Annotated in this window: 14 protein-coding genes and 4 tRNA genes; 6 read left to right on the top strand and 12 right to left on the bottom strand. The window is 41.2% G+C overall.

Annotation, left to right across the window (positions count from 1 at the left end; all coding sequences use genetic code 11):
• The first annotated feature begins 351 nt into the window (after positions 1-351).
• From L0Z67_RS10770 to L0Z67_RS10760, 3 genes are all read left to right on the top strand, one after another.
• Positions 352-1,890, top strand: a complete 1,539-nt coding sequence (locus L0Z67_RS10770) for a S10 family peptidase (RefSeq protein ID WP_405128017.1) — start codon at positions 352-354, stop codon at positions 1,888-1,890.
• A 196-nt stretch (positions 1,891-2,086) separates the two neighbouring features.
• Entirely contained in the window at positions 2,087-2,311 is a 225-nt protein-coding gene (locus L0Z67_RS10765) for a type II toxin-antitoxin system ParD family antitoxin (RefSeq protein WP_237114231.1), read from the top strand.
• Positions 2,312-2,316: 5 nt separating this feature from the next.
• Positions 2,317-2,613, top strand: a complete 297-nt coding sequence (locus L0Z67_RS10760) for a type II toxin-antitoxin system RelE/ParE family toxin (protein ID WP_405128016.1) — start codon at positions 2,317-2,319, stop codon at positions 2,611-2,613.
• A gap of 23 nt (positions 2,614-2,636) precedes the next feature.
• On the opposite strand, the gene nth is transcribed toward L0Z67_RS10760, so the two are convergent.
• From nth to L0Z67_RS10700, 12 genes are all read right to left on the bottom strand, one after another.
• A complete protein-coding gene (gene nth / locus L0Z67_RS10755; protein ID WP_237114230.1) occupies positions 2,637-3,269 on the bottom strand; it encodes an endonuclease III in 633 nt (210 codons plus the stop codon).
• Between the two features lie 39 nt (positions 3,270-3,308).
• Positions 3,309-4,007 carry an electron transport complex subunit E gene (locus L0Z67_RS10750; RefSeq protein ID WP_405128015.1) on the bottom strand — a complete coding sequence of 233 codons (699 nt, stop codon included), beginning with the start codon at positions 4,005-4,007 and terminating at the stop codon, positions 3,309-3,311.
• The gene (rsxG, locus tag L0Z67_RS10745) at positions 4,004-4,642 is read right to left on the bottom strand and encodes an electron transport complex subunit RsxG (protein WP_405128014.1); all 639 of its coding nucleotides are present in this window, start codon (positions 4,640-4,642) and stop codon (positions 4,004-4,006) included. Before rsxG ends, L0Z67_RS10750 begins: the two co-directional genes overlap by 4 nt.
• Positions 4,642-5,697: an electron transport complex subunit RsxD gene (rsxD, locus tag L0Z67_RS10740; protein ID WP_405128013.1), complete on the bottom strand. Its 1,056-nt coding sequence runs from the start codon at positions 5,695-5,697 to the stop codon at positions 4,642-4,644. Before rsxD ends, rsxG begins: the two co-directional genes overlap by 1 nt.
• Positions 5,694-8,315 carry an electron transport complex subunit RsxC gene (gene rsxC, locus L0Z67_RS10735; protein ID WP_405128012.1) on the bottom strand — a complete coding sequence of 874 codons (2,622 nt, stop codon included), beginning with the start codon at positions 8,313-8,315 and terminating at the stop codon, positions 5,694-5,696. The genes rsxD and rsxC overlap by 4 nt, the downstream gene beginning before the upstream one ends.
• 8 nt (positions 8,316-8,323) lie before the next feature.
• Positions 8,324-8,878 (bottom strand): electron transport complex subunit RsxB, encoded by a 555-nt coding sequence (gene rsxB / locus L0Z67_RS10730; protein ID WP_405128011.1) that lies wholly within the window; start codon positions 8,876-8,878, stop codon positions 8,324-8,326.
• A gap of 1 nt (position 8,879) precedes the next feature.
• On the bottom strand, positions 8,880-9,461 hold the full coding sequence (gene rsxA / locus L0Z67_RS10725; protein WP_062569985.1) for an electron transport complex subunit RsxA: 582 nt from the start codon (positions 9,459-9,461) through the stop codon (positions 8,880-8,882).
• 166 nt (positions 9,462-9,627) lie between these two features.
• Entirely contained in the window at positions 9,628-11,571 is a 1,944-nt protein-coding gene (locus L0Z67_RS10720) for an EAL domain-containing protein (RefSeq protein ID WP_237114228.1), read from the bottom strand.
• Between the two features lie 186 nt (positions 11,572-11,757).
• Positions 11,758-11,834: transfer RNA gene (locus tag L0Z67_RS10715), tRNA-Asn, on the bottom strand.
• A 26-nt stretch (positions 11,835-11,860) separates the two neighbouring features.
• Positions 11,861-11,937, bottom strand: a tRNA-Asn gene (locus L0Z67_RS10710).
• Between the two features lie 19 nt (positions 11,938-11,956).
• A tRNA-Asn gene (locus L0Z67_RS10705) sits at positions 11,957-12,033 on the bottom strand.
• Between the two features lie 21 nt (positions 12,034-12,054).
• Positions 12,055-12,131 (bottom strand) — tRNA-Asn (locus tag L0Z67_RS10700).
• 1,207 nt (positions 12,132-13,338) lie between these two features.
• On the opposite strand from L0Z67_RS10700, the gene L0Z67_RS10695 reads away from it, so the two are divergent.
• Genes L0Z67_RS10695 through L0Z67_RS10685 form a run of 3 tightly spaced genes read left to right on the top strand, consistent with a single transcriptional unit; the run spans position 13,339 to position 17,641 of the window.
• Positions 13,339-14,718 carry an MATE family efflux transporter gene (locus L0Z67_RS10695; RefSeq protein WP_062569987.1) on the top strand — a complete coding sequence of 460 codons (1,380 nt, stop codon included), beginning with the start codon at positions 13,339-13,341 and terminating at the stop codon, positions 14,716-14,718.
• Positions 14,715-16,709, top strand: a complete 1,995-nt coding sequence (gene uvrB / locus L0Z67_RS10690; RefSeq protein ID WP_062569988.1) for an excinuclease ABC subunit UvrB — start codon at positions 14,715-14,717, stop codon at positions 16,707-16,709. The genes L0Z67_RS10695 and uvrB overlap by 4 nt, the downstream gene beginning before the upstream one ends.
• A 5-nt stretch (positions 16,710-16,714) precedes the next feature.
• The gene (locus L0Z67_RS10685; RefSeq protein ID WP_193987507.1) at positions 16,715-17,641 is read left to right on the top strand and encodes a class I SAM-dependent methyltransferase; all 927 of its coding nucleotides are present in this window, start codon (positions 16,715-16,717) and stop codon (positions 17,639-17,641) included.
• Positions 17,642-17,643 lie beyond the last annotated feature (2 nt).

Raw genomic sequence — 17,643 nt, 5'->3', positions numbered from 1 at the left:
CTTGTGAAATTAATACTTTGATATTTTTTGTTCAGATACAGATTGTGCTTTTTTGCTAGGGCAATGTTTTACAAAGTGACCCTTTAAAAAAGCGTTATAAGAATCTACAACTATACTTATAGGCTTTTTCTACGTGTTAGTCGCAGACAGTTGAAATTACATGTTCTTGCTGAAAAAGTAATTGCTTAAGTAAAAGGTTAATAAAGCACTGAGTGAATAAAGGGCATTTACTCTGCTAAATAGTAGGATGACTTCCTACTCGAAAAAAAGCTCATGTAAAGAGTGAGTGTAAAAGCCACTCAAGCCATGTACAGATAAAAATAAAGGTAAGCCTGCGAAGGAGAATAAAACATGGCGAATTTTGCCAATTTTAAAACCGTAGTCATCTCTACATTGTTTGCGTTTTGTACAAACGCGGTTAATGCAGATGAAATATCAAAATTAAACAACAGTCAGAAGTCGACACCCAAAGCGACTGCATTCGTTACCCAGCATAAAGGCACCTTTAATGGCAAAAAGCTGAAATACAAAGCTGTAGCCGGTGAAACCTATTTATTAAACAAAAACGAAGAGCCTACAGCAGCTATCTTTTCATTTGATTACATTGCCGCAGACGACAACAAGAACAGACCGATTACATTTATCTGGAATGGTGGCCCCGGCTCATCGTCTAATTGGTTACATATGGGCGCATATGGACCTAAACGAGTGGTTGTACCAAGCGATGCAACGGATCCTCGGTTGGCTCCTTACGAATTAAAAGATGCGTCAGAGACGATACTTGATGTGACTGATATGGTGTTTGTGGACCCTGTTGGTACAGGTTACTCGCGCGCATTAGGTGACACTGAAAGCAAAGCTTTTTGGGGCTTAAATCAAGATGCAGCCTCTATTGCTGATTTTATTGCCCAGTGGTTAACAAAAGAAAACCGCTGGAATGCGCCAATATTTTTATTGGGAGAGAGCTATGGTACAACTCGAGCAGCAGCGGTTTCTAAAGTACTGATGGATAAACACCTGATTAATGTAAATGGCATTATTTTTGTGTCACAAGCTTTAGACTATCAAGGTTCAAGCCCTTATGTAGACGACAACATCATATCTTACATCACGTACATACCCACACTTGCTGCAACTGCTTGGTATCATAAAAAAGTAGACACATCCGGAGATTTTGAAGCTTTTATTGATGCGAGCCGACAATTTGCTGTTGATGAATTATTACCAGCCTTATTTAAGGGGAATGCGCTTAGTACCACTGACAGAACGCGAATAGTTGACGGTCTTCACCGTTATACAGGGTTAAGCAAACAATATATTGAGCAGGTTGATTTACGCATTAACGCCTTTAGATTCGCTAAAGAGTTATTGCGTGATGAGGGAGTCGCCATCGGCTTTCTTGATGGACGTTATAAGCTTGATGAACGAGACGATTTAACCGCGGCTCCTAAGCAAGATGCGTCAAAAGTGATAGGGCCAGCATATAAAGCGGCACTGATGAAATACATGCGCACAGATTTAAACATACAGTGGAAAAGAAAATACTTAAACCCAGGCGATCCTGAGTTATCAGATAACTGGCGCTGGCGTACTGCTCCTGATGGACAAGGATGGGAGCCAAGATACGTCAACACAGCGCCAGATTTATCTTATGTGCTTCGCAGCAATCCACAAATGAAAGTGATGGTTGCCTCAGGGTATTACGATATTGTCACGCCATTTTTTGATGCAGAATACACCTTGAACAGACACGGTATATACGCTGATAAAATTGACTATCACTATTATCACGGCGGTCACATGATGTATGTTCACGAACCAGCAAGAGTATCGCTGTTAAATGATACGCGAGAGTTTATTAAAAAGCAGGTGAGCCAAAACCCACGATAATGGCTAGGCACATTGTGCCAAGTCTTGTGTTTGGCACAATGTGCAAAATGAGCTTATGGAGTGATCGAAAAGGTTAAGAATGTTACACATATAGCGCCTAAAAACGATTAATCATTGGTGCTCACCGACCATATTTGTTGTCAATGTTTGCCAATATCTGCCATAATTAATGACTGTAAATATATAGGAATTAACTATGGCAACTTTAAATATCTCTATTCCAGATGAAATGCGCTCATGGATTGATGCCCAAGTTGAGTCAGGTCGATTCTCAAATGCAAGTGATTATATCCGCGATTTGATCCGCCATAATCAGAGTGAAAAAGATGCTATTAAAATGGCATTAGTAGAGGGTGAACTAAGTGGTGAGAGTAAGTTAACGGTTTTAGATATTATATCCAAATCTAAAAACAAAACTTAAAGCGAATGGCTAAATATACTCTATCTAATAAAGCTCAGCATGACTTGGAGCGTATTTTTCAGTACACCGAAATTGAATTTGGTGTTTCTCAAGCAGAAAACTATTTGCTCGGAATTCATGAAACGCTAATGGCTTTGTCTACTGAGCCGAGCCTTGCTCAAGATGTTAGCGATATCAAGCCCGGATATTCTCGGTATATATTTCGAAAGCACTACATCTTTTTTAAAAAAAGAGCCAACGATATTTTCATTGTGAGAATTCTGCATCATCAAATGAAGGTTCAACTACACCTAACTAGCTAATGCAGGTCCGCAATAATACTTAATTATTCCATTTTCTCTTTAAACTCACACAAGTCTTCAATAATACAGCTGCCACATTTAGGTTTACGAGCAGTACACACATAGCGACCATGAAGAATTAACCAGTGGTGCACATCGACTTTAAATTCTTTAGGTACCACTTTTTCTAGCTTTTGTTCTACAGCAACTACATCTTTACCCATGGCGAATTTTGTGCGATTTGATACGCGAAAAATATGAGTGTCGACTGCAATTGTCGGCCAGCCAAAGGCCGTATTTAATACGACATTCGCTGTTTTTCTACCCACACCAGGGAGGGCTTCAAGGGCTTCACGGTTTTCGGGCACTTCTGAGTTATGCTTATTAACCAGAATCTCACACATTTTATAAACGTTGTTGGCTTTTGAGTTAAATAAACCAATCGTTTTAATGTAGTCACGTAGGGCTTCAAGGCCTAAATCTAAAATCGCTTGTGGCGTATTAGCAACAGGAAACAGTTTGCGTGTAGCTTTATTAACACCTACATCCGTTGCTTGTGCTGATAAGGTTACAGCAACTAATAACTCAAATGGGCTTGAGTATTCAAGCTCTGTTTCTGGGTGCGGATTTTGCTCACGAAGACGAGATAAGATCTCATAACGTTTTTCTTTATTCATGGTGAGTGTAAAGCACGCAGTGACGGTGCGTGCTCTCCTTTAGGTTAAACTCGTTACCCGGGCACGAGGGCCTTTTTCTATTTCTGGAGTAACTACTTGCTTTGATTTTATTTGGTTATCAATCACATTCTTTGCAGCAATTAACAAACCAAGACCTAAAAAGGCACCTGGGGGTAAAATTGCCAATAAAAATTGATTGTCGAAACTAAACACTTCAATACGCAGTGCTTGTGCCCATGGGCCGAGCAACAAATCAGCACCATCAAAAAGGGTGCCTTGGCCAATTAACTCTCTTATAGCGCCCAGCACAACAAGTACTAGCATAAAGCCTAAGCCCATCATTAAGCCGTCAAAGGCTGAAAGGGGGACTGTATTTTTTGACGCAAATGCTTCAGCGCGACCTATAATTGCGCAGTTGGTTACAATAAGTGGAATAAAAATACCAAGAGATTGATAAAGCCCAAATGTATAGGCATTCATCATCAGCTGCACTATCGTTACAAAGCCTGCGATGATCATCACAAAAACAGGAATACGGATATCTTTAGGCACCCAGTTGCGCACAATCGATACAGTTACATTAGAACCAACAAGTACTAATAAAGTCGCTAAACCAAGACCTAAAGCATTTGTTATTGTAGAAGTCACTGCTAGCAGAGGGCACAAGCCTAATAACTGCACAAGGGCGGGGTTATTGGCCCACATTCCATCTTTAAACAAGGTTTTTAACTGGCTCATTCTTGACCTCCTTGGCAAGCATTAGCTGCTGCAAATAGGTTATCAAATTCAGCTTGTGCAAATAGCACAGCTTCTTTAACTGAGCCGACTACAGCGCGTGGCGTAATCGTTGCTCCAGTGAATTGATCGAACTGGCCGCCATCTTTTTTAACAGCCCAACGATTGTCATCTTCACCTAATACAGTCTGACCTTTGAACAAGGTGATCCAGTCAGATTTTTTTACTTCTACCTTGTCGCCAAGCCCAGGCGTTTCTTCGTGTTTTGTAACACGAACTCCAGCAATTTCACCATTAGCAAAAACGGCTGTTAGCAAGTTAATATCGCCACTATAACCGCTTGGCGTAACATGGCGCATTACAAGAGCGTATGGTTTATCGCTTTTATAAGCTCGATAAATAATTTGTTCGGGTCTGGGCCCTAAACGTTCATCTGTAATAATGACACAATCTTTATATAGTTGATTATCGTAATGGTGAGCGCCAAGCACTTGCTGTAGTTGCTCGGCGAGCTGCTTCTTTTCTTGGTCGCTTATACGCTGGGCCGTTAGGCTATGGGTAAGCGCTACAGCTCCTGTAGTAAGTAGTGCAAAAGCGGTTAAAATACCACCGTTTTTAGTCATTGAGGAAAGGATCATTATTTCACTCCATGGCCGTAAGTGCGTGGCTGTGTGTAGTAGTCAATTAATGGTACTGCCATGTTTAGCAGAAGCACACCAAAAGCGACAGCATCAGGGTAACCACCAAATGTGCGAATTAAGTAAACAAGTAGACCAATTAAGGCACCATAAATTAAGCGGCCTTTATTTGTGGTTGATGCTGAAACAGGATCGGTCGCGATGAAAAATGCCCCTAGCATTGTGGCACCACTGAATAAGTGAAATACCACGCCAGGCTCTGTCCCAGGTGATGCTATATAGCCAATAGCGCTACATATCGTTAAAGCACCGAGAAAGCTTACAGGAATATGCCAATTAATGATTTTAGCTTTTAATAAATAAAGACCGCCGATTAAAAAGCCTAGGTTAACCCAGCCCCAACCAAGACCAAACCAGTCATTAAAAAGGGGTTTGCTCATGCTCTCAGCTACCGTTAGGTGATGGGCTACGTCCGTTTTAACGGTATCAAGCGGCGTTGCCATCGTTGTGCCATCAATGGATACACGAAGTTGATCTACGCTAAATCCAGCGCTAGTAAAACCATTAAAAATAACAGACAGCTGTTGTGAAAAGCTAATAGGCGATGCAAGTAAATCACTCACAGGTAACCAACTGGTCATTTGCACCGGAAACGATACAAGTAGTAATACATAAGCGGCCATTGCTGGGTTAAATAGGTTGAAACCAAGTCCACCATAAAGCTGTTTTACAATAACAATTGCAAACAAACAGCCAATTACGATAATCCACCAAGGTGCTAAAGGCGGAATGCTCAATGCTAGCAATACTGCAGTTAGCCATGCACTGCCGTCGCTAAGAGTTGGCCACACCTTTCGCTTACGTAGCAATAAAACTGCCGCTTCACATACACTAACCGTGATTAAAGCGAGTGCAAGCTGGATTAAAACCGCGGTGCCAAAAAAGTAAACTTGCGCGATTAAGCCCGGAATACACGCAGCAATCACGGTGATCATTAAACGGCTTAATGATTTATGACTATGATTATGCGGCGAACTCGCCATGGTTAGTTTCATGACTTATCGTTTCCTTCTTGTTGTAACTTTTTCGCTTTAGCTCTTGCAATGGCACGAGCGACAGCGGCTTTCTTTTTATCTTCTTTTGATTCAGGTGCGTTTGATACTTGCTCTACATCCGAGTCTGCTGGTTTTATTTCAGTATCAACAGAATTGGCTGAACTATCACTTTGCGTTTGCTCTGTAGCGGCTTTTTTCGCTTTGGCTCGAGCTATGGCAGCTGCAACAGCGGCTTTTTTCTTGTCTTCGCTAGATTCATTTGTATCAGGTTGAGGTTTTGAATCAACCTCAACGTGTGAATCATCACTCTGCGCTTGCTCTTTAGCGGCTTTCTTTGCTTTAGCACGAGCAATGGCTGCAGCAACAGCCGCTTTTTTGTCATCAACTGGTGCGCTATCTTCTTCAGCATCATCTTGATTTTCAGCAGCTTGCGCGGCTTTTTTCGCTTTAGCACGGGCAATGGCTGCAGCGACAGCCGCTTTTTTGTCATCAACTGGTGCGCTATCTTCTTCAGCATCATCTTGATTTTCAGCAGCTTGCGCGGCTTTTTTCGCTTTAGCACGGGCAATGGCTGCAGCGACAGCGGCTTTTTTGTCATCGACAGGTGCACTATCTTCTTCAGCGTCACCTTGATTTTCAGCAGCTTGTGCTGCTTTTTTCGCTTTAGCACGAGCAATGGCAGCAGCGACAGCGGCTTTTTTGTCATCTACAGGTGCGCTACCTTCTTCAATATCATTTTGATTCTCAGCAGCTTGCGCCGCTTTTTTCGCTTTAGCACGGGCAATGGCAGCAGCAACAGCCGCTTTTTTGTCATCTTTAGGAGCAGCGTCTGCCTCTATGTGATCTTCAGCAGCCTGTGCGGCTTTTTTCGCTTTAGCGCGTGCGATAGCTGCAGCCACAGCAGACTTTTTATCGTCTTTATCGGTGCTTTCTTCACCTTGCTCTTGTGCTTTTTGCTCTTTGTACTTACGTGCTTGTTCTTTGCGTGCTGCACGCTCTTTAACGACCTCTGAATTATCAGGCTCAAGCTCCGCATCAGGGCTTTGCTTTTTCGCTTTGGCGCGAGCTATAGCAGCTGCCACAGCTGATTTACTATCTTTAGCATCAGATTTGCTCTTCACACGTGCTAGCGCATCGGCTACTTTTTGTTTTTCGCCATCTGATTTTGCAGCGGGTTTACGTTTGTGACGGTTTTGGCGCTCTTCTTGCTCACGCTCTAAACGTTCTTTACGTGCTTCAAAACGCTCTTTGGCACGTTCAGCCTTAATTTGCTCAGCTTGTTGCTCTTTAATTTCAGCCTTAGCAACACGGTAATATTGGACCAATGGAATTTCGCTTGGGCATACATAAGCACAGGCACCACATTCAATACAGTCGAACAAGTTGTGCTCATTTAGCTTGTCGTACTCTTTTGACTTAGCAAACCATTGTAATTGCTGCGGTAATAAAGAGGCAGGGCATGCGTCTGCGCAGGCACTACAGCGAATACAGGCTTTTTCGTCGCCAGGTTCAGCCAACTCTTGATGATCAGGTGCTAAAATACAGTTGGTGGTTTTTACTATGCCAATACGCACGGTTGGTAAAGTAAAGCCCATCATCGGGCCACCCATGACAACACGTTGTTGTGGAACTGGAGAGAAACCTTGGCAATCCAATAAGTGCTTAATTTCAGTGCCCAGTAAAGCCCACACATTACCTGGTTTATGGATTGTATTACCCGTGACTGTGACAACTCGCTCAATCAATGGTTTGCCTTCAAACACCGCTTGATTAATAGCAAAGAGAGTACCGACATTTTGTACCAGCATACCAATATCTGCTGGAATACTGCCATTTGGCACTTCTTTACCTGTCAGTAACTTTATTAGTTGCTTTTCGCCACCTGAAGGATAAACCGTTGGTACTGTTTGCACTATAATATTGTGATTGTGCTGAGCTGCTTTTGTCATAGCAGCAATGGCTTCTGGCTTATTATCTTCAATGCCAATAATTGTTAGCTTAGGGCTTAATAATTGTTGCATTAGCTCAATACCCGCAACAATACCATCCGCATGCTCTCGCATTAACATATCATCGGCCGTGATATAAGGCTCACATTCAACGGCATTAACAATTAAAAAATCGATGTCTTTGCGGCTGTCCGCTTTTACATAAGTTGGAAAGCCAGCTCCGCCCATACCAGCGATACCACTTTGATGAATAATATCGACGAGTTCATCATGAGAGAGGGCAGCAGCATCACTAATGGGTTTCAGTTCACACCAGTTATCTAGCCCATCAGGTTCAATAACAACGCTGAGTTCAGGCAAAGCTGAGGGGTGCGCTGATGGCATAGGTGCTATTTCACAAATGATACCTGAGGTAGGCGCATGCACTGGCACAGACCAGTTACCACTTGGTTTAGTTAATGCTTGGCCTTTAAGGACCTGCTGACCTTTTTCGACGATCAGTTTGCCGTTTGCGCCAATATGCTGTTTTAGTGATACGACCAACTTTTGAGGAAGCGGCAAACGTTGGATTGACTGAGTTGTTGATACGTGTTTTTGACCAGGTGGATGAATCCCACCAGGAAATGGCCACACTTTGCCTTGTTTAATTTGTTCGATTAACGTTTCCATTTGTGCTCCTAATCTACTTGAGTCACAGGAATTGCGTTTAATTGCCATTTCCATGTTTGCTTTGTTTCTTTAATTGGCAGCATATCTATACAATCTACAGGGCAAGGTTCTACACATAAATCACAGCCAGTACACTCATCAATAAGCACGGTATGCATTTGACGAGTTGCACCCACAATGGCGTCGACAGGGCAGGCTTGAATACACTTGGTACAGCCAATACACTCATCTTCACGAATATAGGCAACCGTTTTAATCGGGTCTGCTTGTTCGCCACCTGCGAGGGGCTTGGCTTCAACCCCCATTAAATCGGCAAGTTTCTTTACTGTGGCTTCGCCGCCTGGCGGACATTTATTTATTTCATCCCCGTTGGCAATTGCTTCAGCATAAGGGCGACAACCAGGGTAACCACATTGGCCACACTGGGTTTGCGGTAAAATAGTATCTATTTGATCGACAATAGGATTGCTTTCAACACGAAAACGTACCGCGGCAAAGCCTAAAATTAAACCAAAGACGAGCGCTAATGAACCAAGCGCTATTAAGGCATAAAACAAGGTCATATTAAAACTTCACTAATCCTGTAAAACCCATAAACGCCATTGACATAAGGCCTGCTGTTATCATTGCGATTGATGCGCCTTTAAATGGAGTAGGGACGTCAGCTGCCGCTAAACGTTCACGCAGTGCGGCAAAAAGAATTAACACCATAGAGAAACCAACTGCTGCGCCAAAACCATATACCGCAGATTGCAAAAATGAGTGATCTTCTTTGATGTTGAGTAATGCAACCCCTAGTACAGCGCAGTTAGTGGTGATTAAAGGTAGAAATATACCTAGCAGGCGATACAAGGTTGGGCTTGTTTTTCGTACGACCATTTCAGTAAATTGCACCACCACAGCGATGACCAATATAAAGCTCATGGTACGTAAAAATTCAATATCAAGAGGAATCAAAATATATTGATTCACTAAATAGCTTGTTACAGAGGCAAGAGTAAGCACAAAGGTTGTCGCCAAGGACATACCAATTGCGGTATCCAATTTACCCGATACACCCATAAACGGGCATAAACCTAAAAATTGAACTAATACAAAGTTGTTGACTAGCACGGTGCCAATCAATAACAGGACATACTCTGTCATGCGTGCCTCACAAGAATAAAAACCCCTCTATTATCCTTTTTTCTTGGGGTCGACACAACACATGAGAGACGAATAGCTAAAATAAGCAGGGGAGTTGGGTATGAAAGTGTTAAACTGAGGTTAAAGACCTGATAAACAGTAGGTTTATTAGGCCTTTTAAGGTGAGTTAGATGTCTTTCGGCTTCTCGATATAGTAGCCTTGAACGCCATCTAAACACAGTGTTTCGATAATATGTTTCTCTTCTTGGCTTTCTACACCTTCAGCAAACACACTCACCCCAATGCGGTGTGCAAGGTCAACCATTAAGCGCATGAAATATTGATTATTTTTATCTTCTTCTAAGCCTCGCGTGTAGCTTGCATCCATTTTAATAAAGTCAGGTTTGAGGTCCCTAAAGAATTTAAATGAGGTTAAACCCACACCAAAGCGTTCTACCGTAATACGTGCACCGACACGATGAACCATATCAATAAAGCGTTTACTTGCTTTGATATTTTGCTGTAAGCCGAACTCACTTACCTCAAAAATAAGTTTTGATGCGATATTACTGTCTTTTAAAAGCCGACGTTCTAACCAGATCACAAATTGATCATTATGTGCGCTTGATGCTGTAACATTTATACCAAAGAATTTTTGTGAGAAGTTGCGAGTTTTCACTTTTTCTAAGGTGGTGTCGATGATTAACCGATCAATCTCCATTGCCATATCAAGCTTTTCTGCCATAGCAAGGAAAGAAGCGGTTGGGAGCATCTGATTTTCAGCTGTTTTAAAACGCACTTGAATCTCTGCATAGGCTTTCACGCTTTTGCCGATCGGCATAATATTTTGCATCACTAAATGAACGCGTTTCGATTCTATAACTTCGTTAATAACTTTTCGCCAGTTTTGATTTCCAAATCCTGCGCTCACGTTATTAACTAGGTCTGTTTCTCGTTGCACATGCCATGCATTTGTTTGTTTAGATTGAGCCATGCTCATCGCATTATCAACGATTGATAATAGCTCACCAAGGGGTTTACCTTTCTCATAACCGACAATGCCAGTATTGGCGACAGAGCTAAGCTCTTGGTTTTGTTGGTATTGAGTAAACCTAGACTGTAGATTATCACCAAAACGCTCTGCTTCTTTAAGTGGTGTATTAGGTAACACAACAGCAAAGTCAGAGCTATTTAAACGAAACACTTGGCTGTTAGTGTAAGTGCCGCTTATATGCTTAATAATATCGGCAACCCCCTTAACGTACTCATCTCCTTTTTGATAACCACGAGATTGGTTTATTGCCTGTAGTTCACTACACCTGATCATGGCTAGAGAGCCAAATGTACTCTTTTCAGCATTTTCAATGTGTCTTTCATAGTATTCAACGAACATGTTTCGGTTGCCTAAATTTGTTACTACATCTTTATAGGCTTCTTTTTTGATACTCATCGCATTTCTTTGAATATCGTCATGTTTCGTTTGTAAAAAGTGCGAAAGACGATTGAAAGAGGGGATTAAATCTTTACTGAGCTTTTTCAATCGCGATGTGTCCATTGCGTTTTCAAGGTCGCCGTCAACTTGGTTTTGATTAATGTAGATATCAATAATATCGGCAATAGTGGTGCTTATCTTCCGGTTGAGGCGCTGGAACATGCTTTTCATATAGAAGATAGGGAGTATTGCAATTAAACCCGAAAATAAAATAATGATAAATAAGGACTGTTGCAGTAATTCAGCAAGGTGGTTTACATTTATAGTAAATTCAACTTTGATATCTGAGGTCGGGTTTACAGCAAATTGTGGACGAATAGAATTAAATGTGCTGTTTACAATACCGGCAAACAATGGCAAAGGCTCTGAGTTTCTCACTGCAAATACTTCATTACCATCTGTGTCTCGTAAAACGAATTTTGAGAAGGTTGCGCCATCTGTTAGAGCGCGTTTAATTTTTTCAGGAGCTAGTTCTTCAGCAGTTAAACTATTTATATATGTATTTACTGTAAGTTGTGCTTTTTTTTGGGCATCACTTACTGCGTTGTCAAAGCTTAAGGCAATAAAAGAGCCGCCCAGCAGTGTAAAAAGCAGCCAAGAGATCAATTGTACAAATATAAGTTTTTTAAAACCAGCCATGTTTTCTTATCTTTTAAGAGCCTAAAGGAAGGAATCAATTCCCTGATTGATTTCTTTAAGTACAGTTTATTCTAATTTTATAAGAAATAAAGAGTTAAGCAAAGATAGAGTAGAATATAAGTATTGGAAAGTCTAATACATTTGTTGAGTAAGAATAGGGGAGATAAAGACACTTTTTGAAAAAATTGGCTCCCCCTCCCCGACTCGAACGGGGGACTTGCGGATTAACAGTCCGTCGCTCTAACCAACTGAGCTAAGGGGGAACGAATAGAGTAGTGCTTATATGATTTGGCTCCCCCTCCCCGACTCGAACGGGGGACCTGCGGATTAACAGTCCGTCGCTCTAACCAACTGAGCTAAGGGGGAACAATCATATTCATAAACTTGGCTCCCCCTCCCCGACTCGAACGGGGGACCTGCGGATTAACAGTCCGTCGCTCTAACCAACTGAGCTAAGGGGGAAACGTTTATGGCTGAAAAACTTGGCTCCCCCTCCCCGACTCGAACGGGGGACCTGCGGATTAACAGTCCGTCGCTCTAACCAACTGAGCTAAGGGGGAAGCGTCATGCCTTTCAACGGGGCGAAATATTAATGACAGCTTTGCAAAGTGTCAACATAAAAACTTCATAAATTCAAAAAAGAAGGCTATTCGATGTTTTTATGTTCGATCTGAGCAAAATCTAACTGAAAATGGCAGCGTATTTACTATGAAATACCTGTATTCGTCTTTCTAAGTTGAATTTTTTGCTTGAATTTTATAGCTAAGTTGATGTTTCAAAATTGCGAAAAGTATTCGTTGTATAGATTTTCATCTTCTAAGAGAGAAAACCATCATTTATCTAAGATTTTATAACCATGCGACAAATTCAATCTAATCGATGCCTTTATCAGGCTAGAGTGTGCACGTTAGGGAGGTATTTTTCCTGTGGTTAGGGAGTATGATTTAAAAAGGGTCGGCTTTCATGTAGCGAAACGCGAACCAAAAGCGTATCAGTGTGTATGTTTTTATTTTTAATAATCATGATGTTGCATCAGGTTTGTAATATAGGTGAATATTCCACAGAGCTATTTATCAAGCTAGGTAGGTGAGCTAATTATGGCTTTTGTCAATTTTTAGACCTTAAGCGTTAAACACTAAACTTGTCTTGTTTTGTCATTTAACTCTGTTAGCCTCCTTTAAAAGCCTTGATAAATGCGGCTTCCAGAGAGTTATCCACGGTTTCTGTGGATAACTCTGTTTATTAAACTTTAAGAACAGCTATAGTGCTAGGTTTTTAGGGCGCTACAGCAATTTCAAGTACTAAAATGATTTTTTTTATACCCTTAAAAATCAGATAGTTAATCTTTTAAACTGAAGTAAGGCTGAATCGGTAGGTAATTTTTTTATAGGCTATTAAATAGTCTATTTTGCTGTGTAAAAAAACAGCGTTTACTGCCTTTTAAATGTAATAGAGCTATTAATAGTGTTTTTATATTGTTTTTTAATGGGGTTGATGGTTAATTTTGCACCAAAGCGTTAAAAGTTGCACTTTAATAACCTTGGAGTGACATCCTGAAATAATCTTACTGTAATAGTCTTTGCTAATACTAAGCACATATCTGTTTCAAATAGCAATCCAGCAAAAGGTGCTTCTTTATAAACGTTGCAAGCGTCTAGCTTTACATTTTATAGCAATGGCAGTGAAGCTTTCTTTGAATAAAGCATGGCTTGCAAGAGCAGGATGCTTTAAACTTACAGGTTCAGTAAAAGAGGCTAAAGTATTCCCATGAGCGTGACTTCGCAAAGCAAATCTAAACCTGATCTTTTAAACTCGCCAATCTTACCCACGTTAAAAAAAATGACCATTCCAATGATTTTTGGCATGATTACGCTGATGATGTTCAATCTTGTTGATACTTTCTTTATCAGCTTACTCGGCACAGAACCACTTGCGGCCGTTAGTTTTACCTTCCCTGTAACATTTACTGTGATTAGCTTAGCGATTGGTTTGGGCATAGGTACTTCAGCCGTAATAGCTAAAGCCTTAGGTAGTGACAAGCTTGATGAGGCACGCTTCGATGCGAGTATTGCTTTATTGATCTCTGTCGTGATGGTATTTTTTTTATCGGTGCTTGGCTACCTACTCATTGCGCCTACTTTCAAACTACTCGGGGCAGGGCAGCAAGTATTGCCATTGATACATGACTACATGAGCGTGTGGTTTTTGGGCAGTGTCTTTTTGATCACCCCCATGGTTGGAAACTCTGTTTTACGTGCAAGTGGTGATACAAAAACACCGAGTATCGTTATGGGGGGCGCTGGCTTAATCAATGCTATTTTAGATCCTATACTTATTTTTGGTTTCGGCCCAGTTCCCGCTCTTGGTATTCAAGGGGCAGCCATTGCAAGTGTCATTGCATGGTCCGTAGCTGTGGTGATTATTCTCTATATTTTAGCGGTTAAAAATGGCTTATTAAGTTTGCACGCCGGTCAACAAACTGTCATAGGTGCAGTGCGCAAAATTCTGAAAATTGGTTTACCCGCAGCAGGCGCAAATATGTTAACACCAATTGCTATGGCGGTGATGACAGCACTTGTGGCTAAACATGGCCCAGAGGCTGTTGCAGCCTTTGGTGTCGGCAGTCGTATAGAATCAATAGCAAGCCTTGTTGTATTGGCGCTGTCGATGACATTGCCTCCCTTTGTCAGCCAGAACTTTGGTGCAAGAAAATTTGAACGTGTAAAAGAAGCTTATACCACAACGTTAAAGTTTGTGATGATTTGGCAGTTTGCTATTTATTTATTACTTATTGTGGCATCAGGATTTATTGCTGATGTATTTGGTAAAGAGCAAGCTGTTATTGATGTTATTAAGCTATTTATTTACATTCTCCCTTTAAGTTATGGCTTGCAAGGGGTCATTATTTTATCTAATTCATCGTTTAATGCGTTACATAAACCCATGAATGCGTTAATTTTAAGTGTTGTACGTTTATTTATTTTCTATGTTCCTTTTGCCTATGTAGGGAACCTTATGGCAGGGCTAACGGGGTTATTTATTGGTGCCGCTGCTGGTAATTTATTTACAGCTGTTGTTGCTTACAAATGGTTTATAAAGGATGTGGAACTTTTAAGCGCTGCATCGATGAAGGAGTGTCATTCATGAGCGATCATTTTCAACTTGTCTCACAGTTTCAGCCCAGTGGCGATCAGCCAACTGCAATAGCTCAGTTAAAGGATGGGTTAGAAGCCGGCCTTGCACACCAGACCTTGTTAGGAGCAACGGGAACAGGCAAAACCTTTACTATGGCTAATATTATCCATGATTTAAATCGTCCCACGATAATCATGGCACATAATAAAACATTAGCAGCTCAACTTTATGGCGAAATGAAAGAGTTTTTTCCACATAATGCGGTTGAGTATTTTGTTTCCTATTATGATTATTACCAACCCGAAGCCTATGTGGTAGCCAGTGACACATTCATTGAAAAAGATGCGTCTATTAATGAGCATATTGAACAAATGCGTTTGAGTGCGACGAAAGCACTATTAGAACGTCGAGATACCATTATCGTTGCTTCAGTATCAGCTATTTACGGCTTAGGTGATCCCGACTCGTACATGAAAATGATGTTGTTACTAAAAGTGGGTGAGAGTGTTGACCAGCGAGATATGCTGCGCCGCTTAGCTGAGCTGCAATATACACGCAATGATATAGAGTTTAGCCGTGGCACATACCGCGTACGTGGTGAAGTGATTGATATTTTCCCAGCTGAATCTGACACTTATGCTGTACGTGTTGAAATGTTTGATGACGAAATTGAACGTTTGAGTATTTTTGATCCCCTCACAGGGGCTGTAGAAAAGCATATTGTTCGCGCGACAATTTATCCCAAAACACACTATGTAACACCTCGCGAAAAAATTCTGGATGCCATTGATAAAATTAAAGATGAGCTTAAAGACCGTCGTTCTCAATTGCTTAGTGCTAATAAACTGGTTGAGGAGCAGCGGATAGCCCAACGTACACAATACGACATTGAAATGATGACTGAACTAGGTTATTGCTCTGGCATCGAAAACTACAGTCGTTATTTATCAGGCCGCACACCTGGCGATCCACCGCCAACATTATTAGATTATTTACCCGATGATGCATTAATGATCATTGATGAATCTCACGTTACTGTATCGCAAATCGGTGCGATGTATAAAGGTGATAGAAGCCGCAAAGAAAATCTCGTTGAATATGGCTTTCGTTTACCTTCGGCATTAGATAATCGCCCATTACGGTTTGAAGAGTTTGAGGCTATTGCGCCGCAAACAATCTATGTATCAGCGACGCCAGGTAATTTTGAATTAGAGCGCTCAGCTGGAGAAGTCGCAGAGCAGGTGATTCGTCCTACAGGGCTTATAGACCCTGAAATTGAAGTGCGACCTGTAAGTACTCAGGTTGATGATTTATTGTCGGAAATCTACAAGCGTGTAGAGGTTAATGAGCGGGTATTGGTGACTACGTTAACGAAACGTATGGCCGAGGATTTAACCGACTATCTAAATGATCATGATGTAAAAGTTCGCTACTTACACTCAGATATCGACACCGTCGAACGGGTTGAAATCATTCGTGATTTACGTGCTGGTGTGTTTGATGTGTTGGTAGGCATTAACTTATTGCGAGAAGGTCTCGATATGCCAGAAGTATCCTTGGTAGCGATACTTGATGCAGATAAAGAGGGCTTTTTGCGATCTACACGTTCATTGATCCAAACCATAGGCCGTGCAGCACGCCACTTAAACGGTAAAGCAATTTTATATGGTGACCGTATTACAAATTCTATGCGTCAAGCCATTGATGAAACAGACCGTCGTCGTGAAAAACAGCAGGCTTACAACCTTGAACATGGTATTGAGCCACAAGCTCTAGTTAAAAGTATCACCGATATTATGGATGTGGGTGAAGAAGCAACGCCAAAAGACAATCTTAAATTAGTACGAAAAGAGTCAAAACAGGTATTAAGCGCGAAACAAATAGCTGATCAGATTAAAAACCTTGAAGCAAAAATGCATGCTTATGCAAGTGACCTTGAATTTGAAAAGGCAGCGTCTGTGCGTGATGAAATACATGAATTACAACAACAATTAATTAACTAAGTGCAATGACAAATAAATTTTCAGCCATTTTAACTGCGTTAGCAGATGCGCCGCTTGCGGCAAATGAGTTATGCCGTATTTTTCATGGCCGTGGCCACTCAGTGACTGAGCTTAGCCATATTAATCTTGATTTTTATCCACCGGCACTGTTTTTAGTTTCTTATCAAGAAATCGAAAATGATGAACTAACGCAATTAACAGATACAATTTGGCAATGGACACAAGAACATGTTCCTGAGCTTATAAATACGCTGGTTTATCAACAACGTAGTGGAATTAATACGCGCAACACATTGATTTACGGTGAGTTACCTCAAGAACATGTCGTAACTGAAAACAGTATTAAGTTTAAAGTTGATTTATTAAGTAGACAAAATACCGGTATTTTTCCGGATATGCGTCGTGGTCGTGAGTTTGTGCAAGCTAATAGTAATAACGCAAAGGTGCTTAATCTGTTTTCATACACCTGTGGTTTTTCTGTTGCTGCAATGCAGGGTGGTGCAGATCAAGTTATTAATATGGACATGAATAAAGGTGTGCTGCGAACAGGCAAGCAAAACCATCAACTGAATGGCTTTACTCATGGGGTGAGTTTTTACCCCCATGATATTTTAAAATCGTTCGGTAAGCTGAAAAAGTCAGCACCGTATGAATTGATCATTGTTGATCCACCTAGCTTCCAAAAAGGGAGCTTTATATTGACCAAGGACTATCAAAAAATCCTGCGTCGGCTACCTGAGCTGCTAAACGAAAACACTCAACTTTTATTGTGCGCTAATAGCCCAGAGCTGTCAGAGCAGGCGTTTAAAGATTTAATTACTGAACATACCCAAGGTGCAATTAGTTTTGTTGAGCGTCTGGCGCCTACTGAGGGGTTTGTTGAAGTGGATAGTGATAGAAGTTTAAAAGCACTCGTTTATAAATCGGCATAAGA

Origin of the sequence: Pseudoalteromonas sp. PB2-1, from assembly GCF_045040605.1 — a bacterium.
Lineage (GTDB): Bacteria > Pseudomonadota > Gammaproteobacteria > Enterobacterales > Alteromonadaceae > Pseudoalteromonas > Pseudoalteromonas arabiensis.
This window is presented reverse-complemented; position numbering and strand designations above follow the sequence as displayed.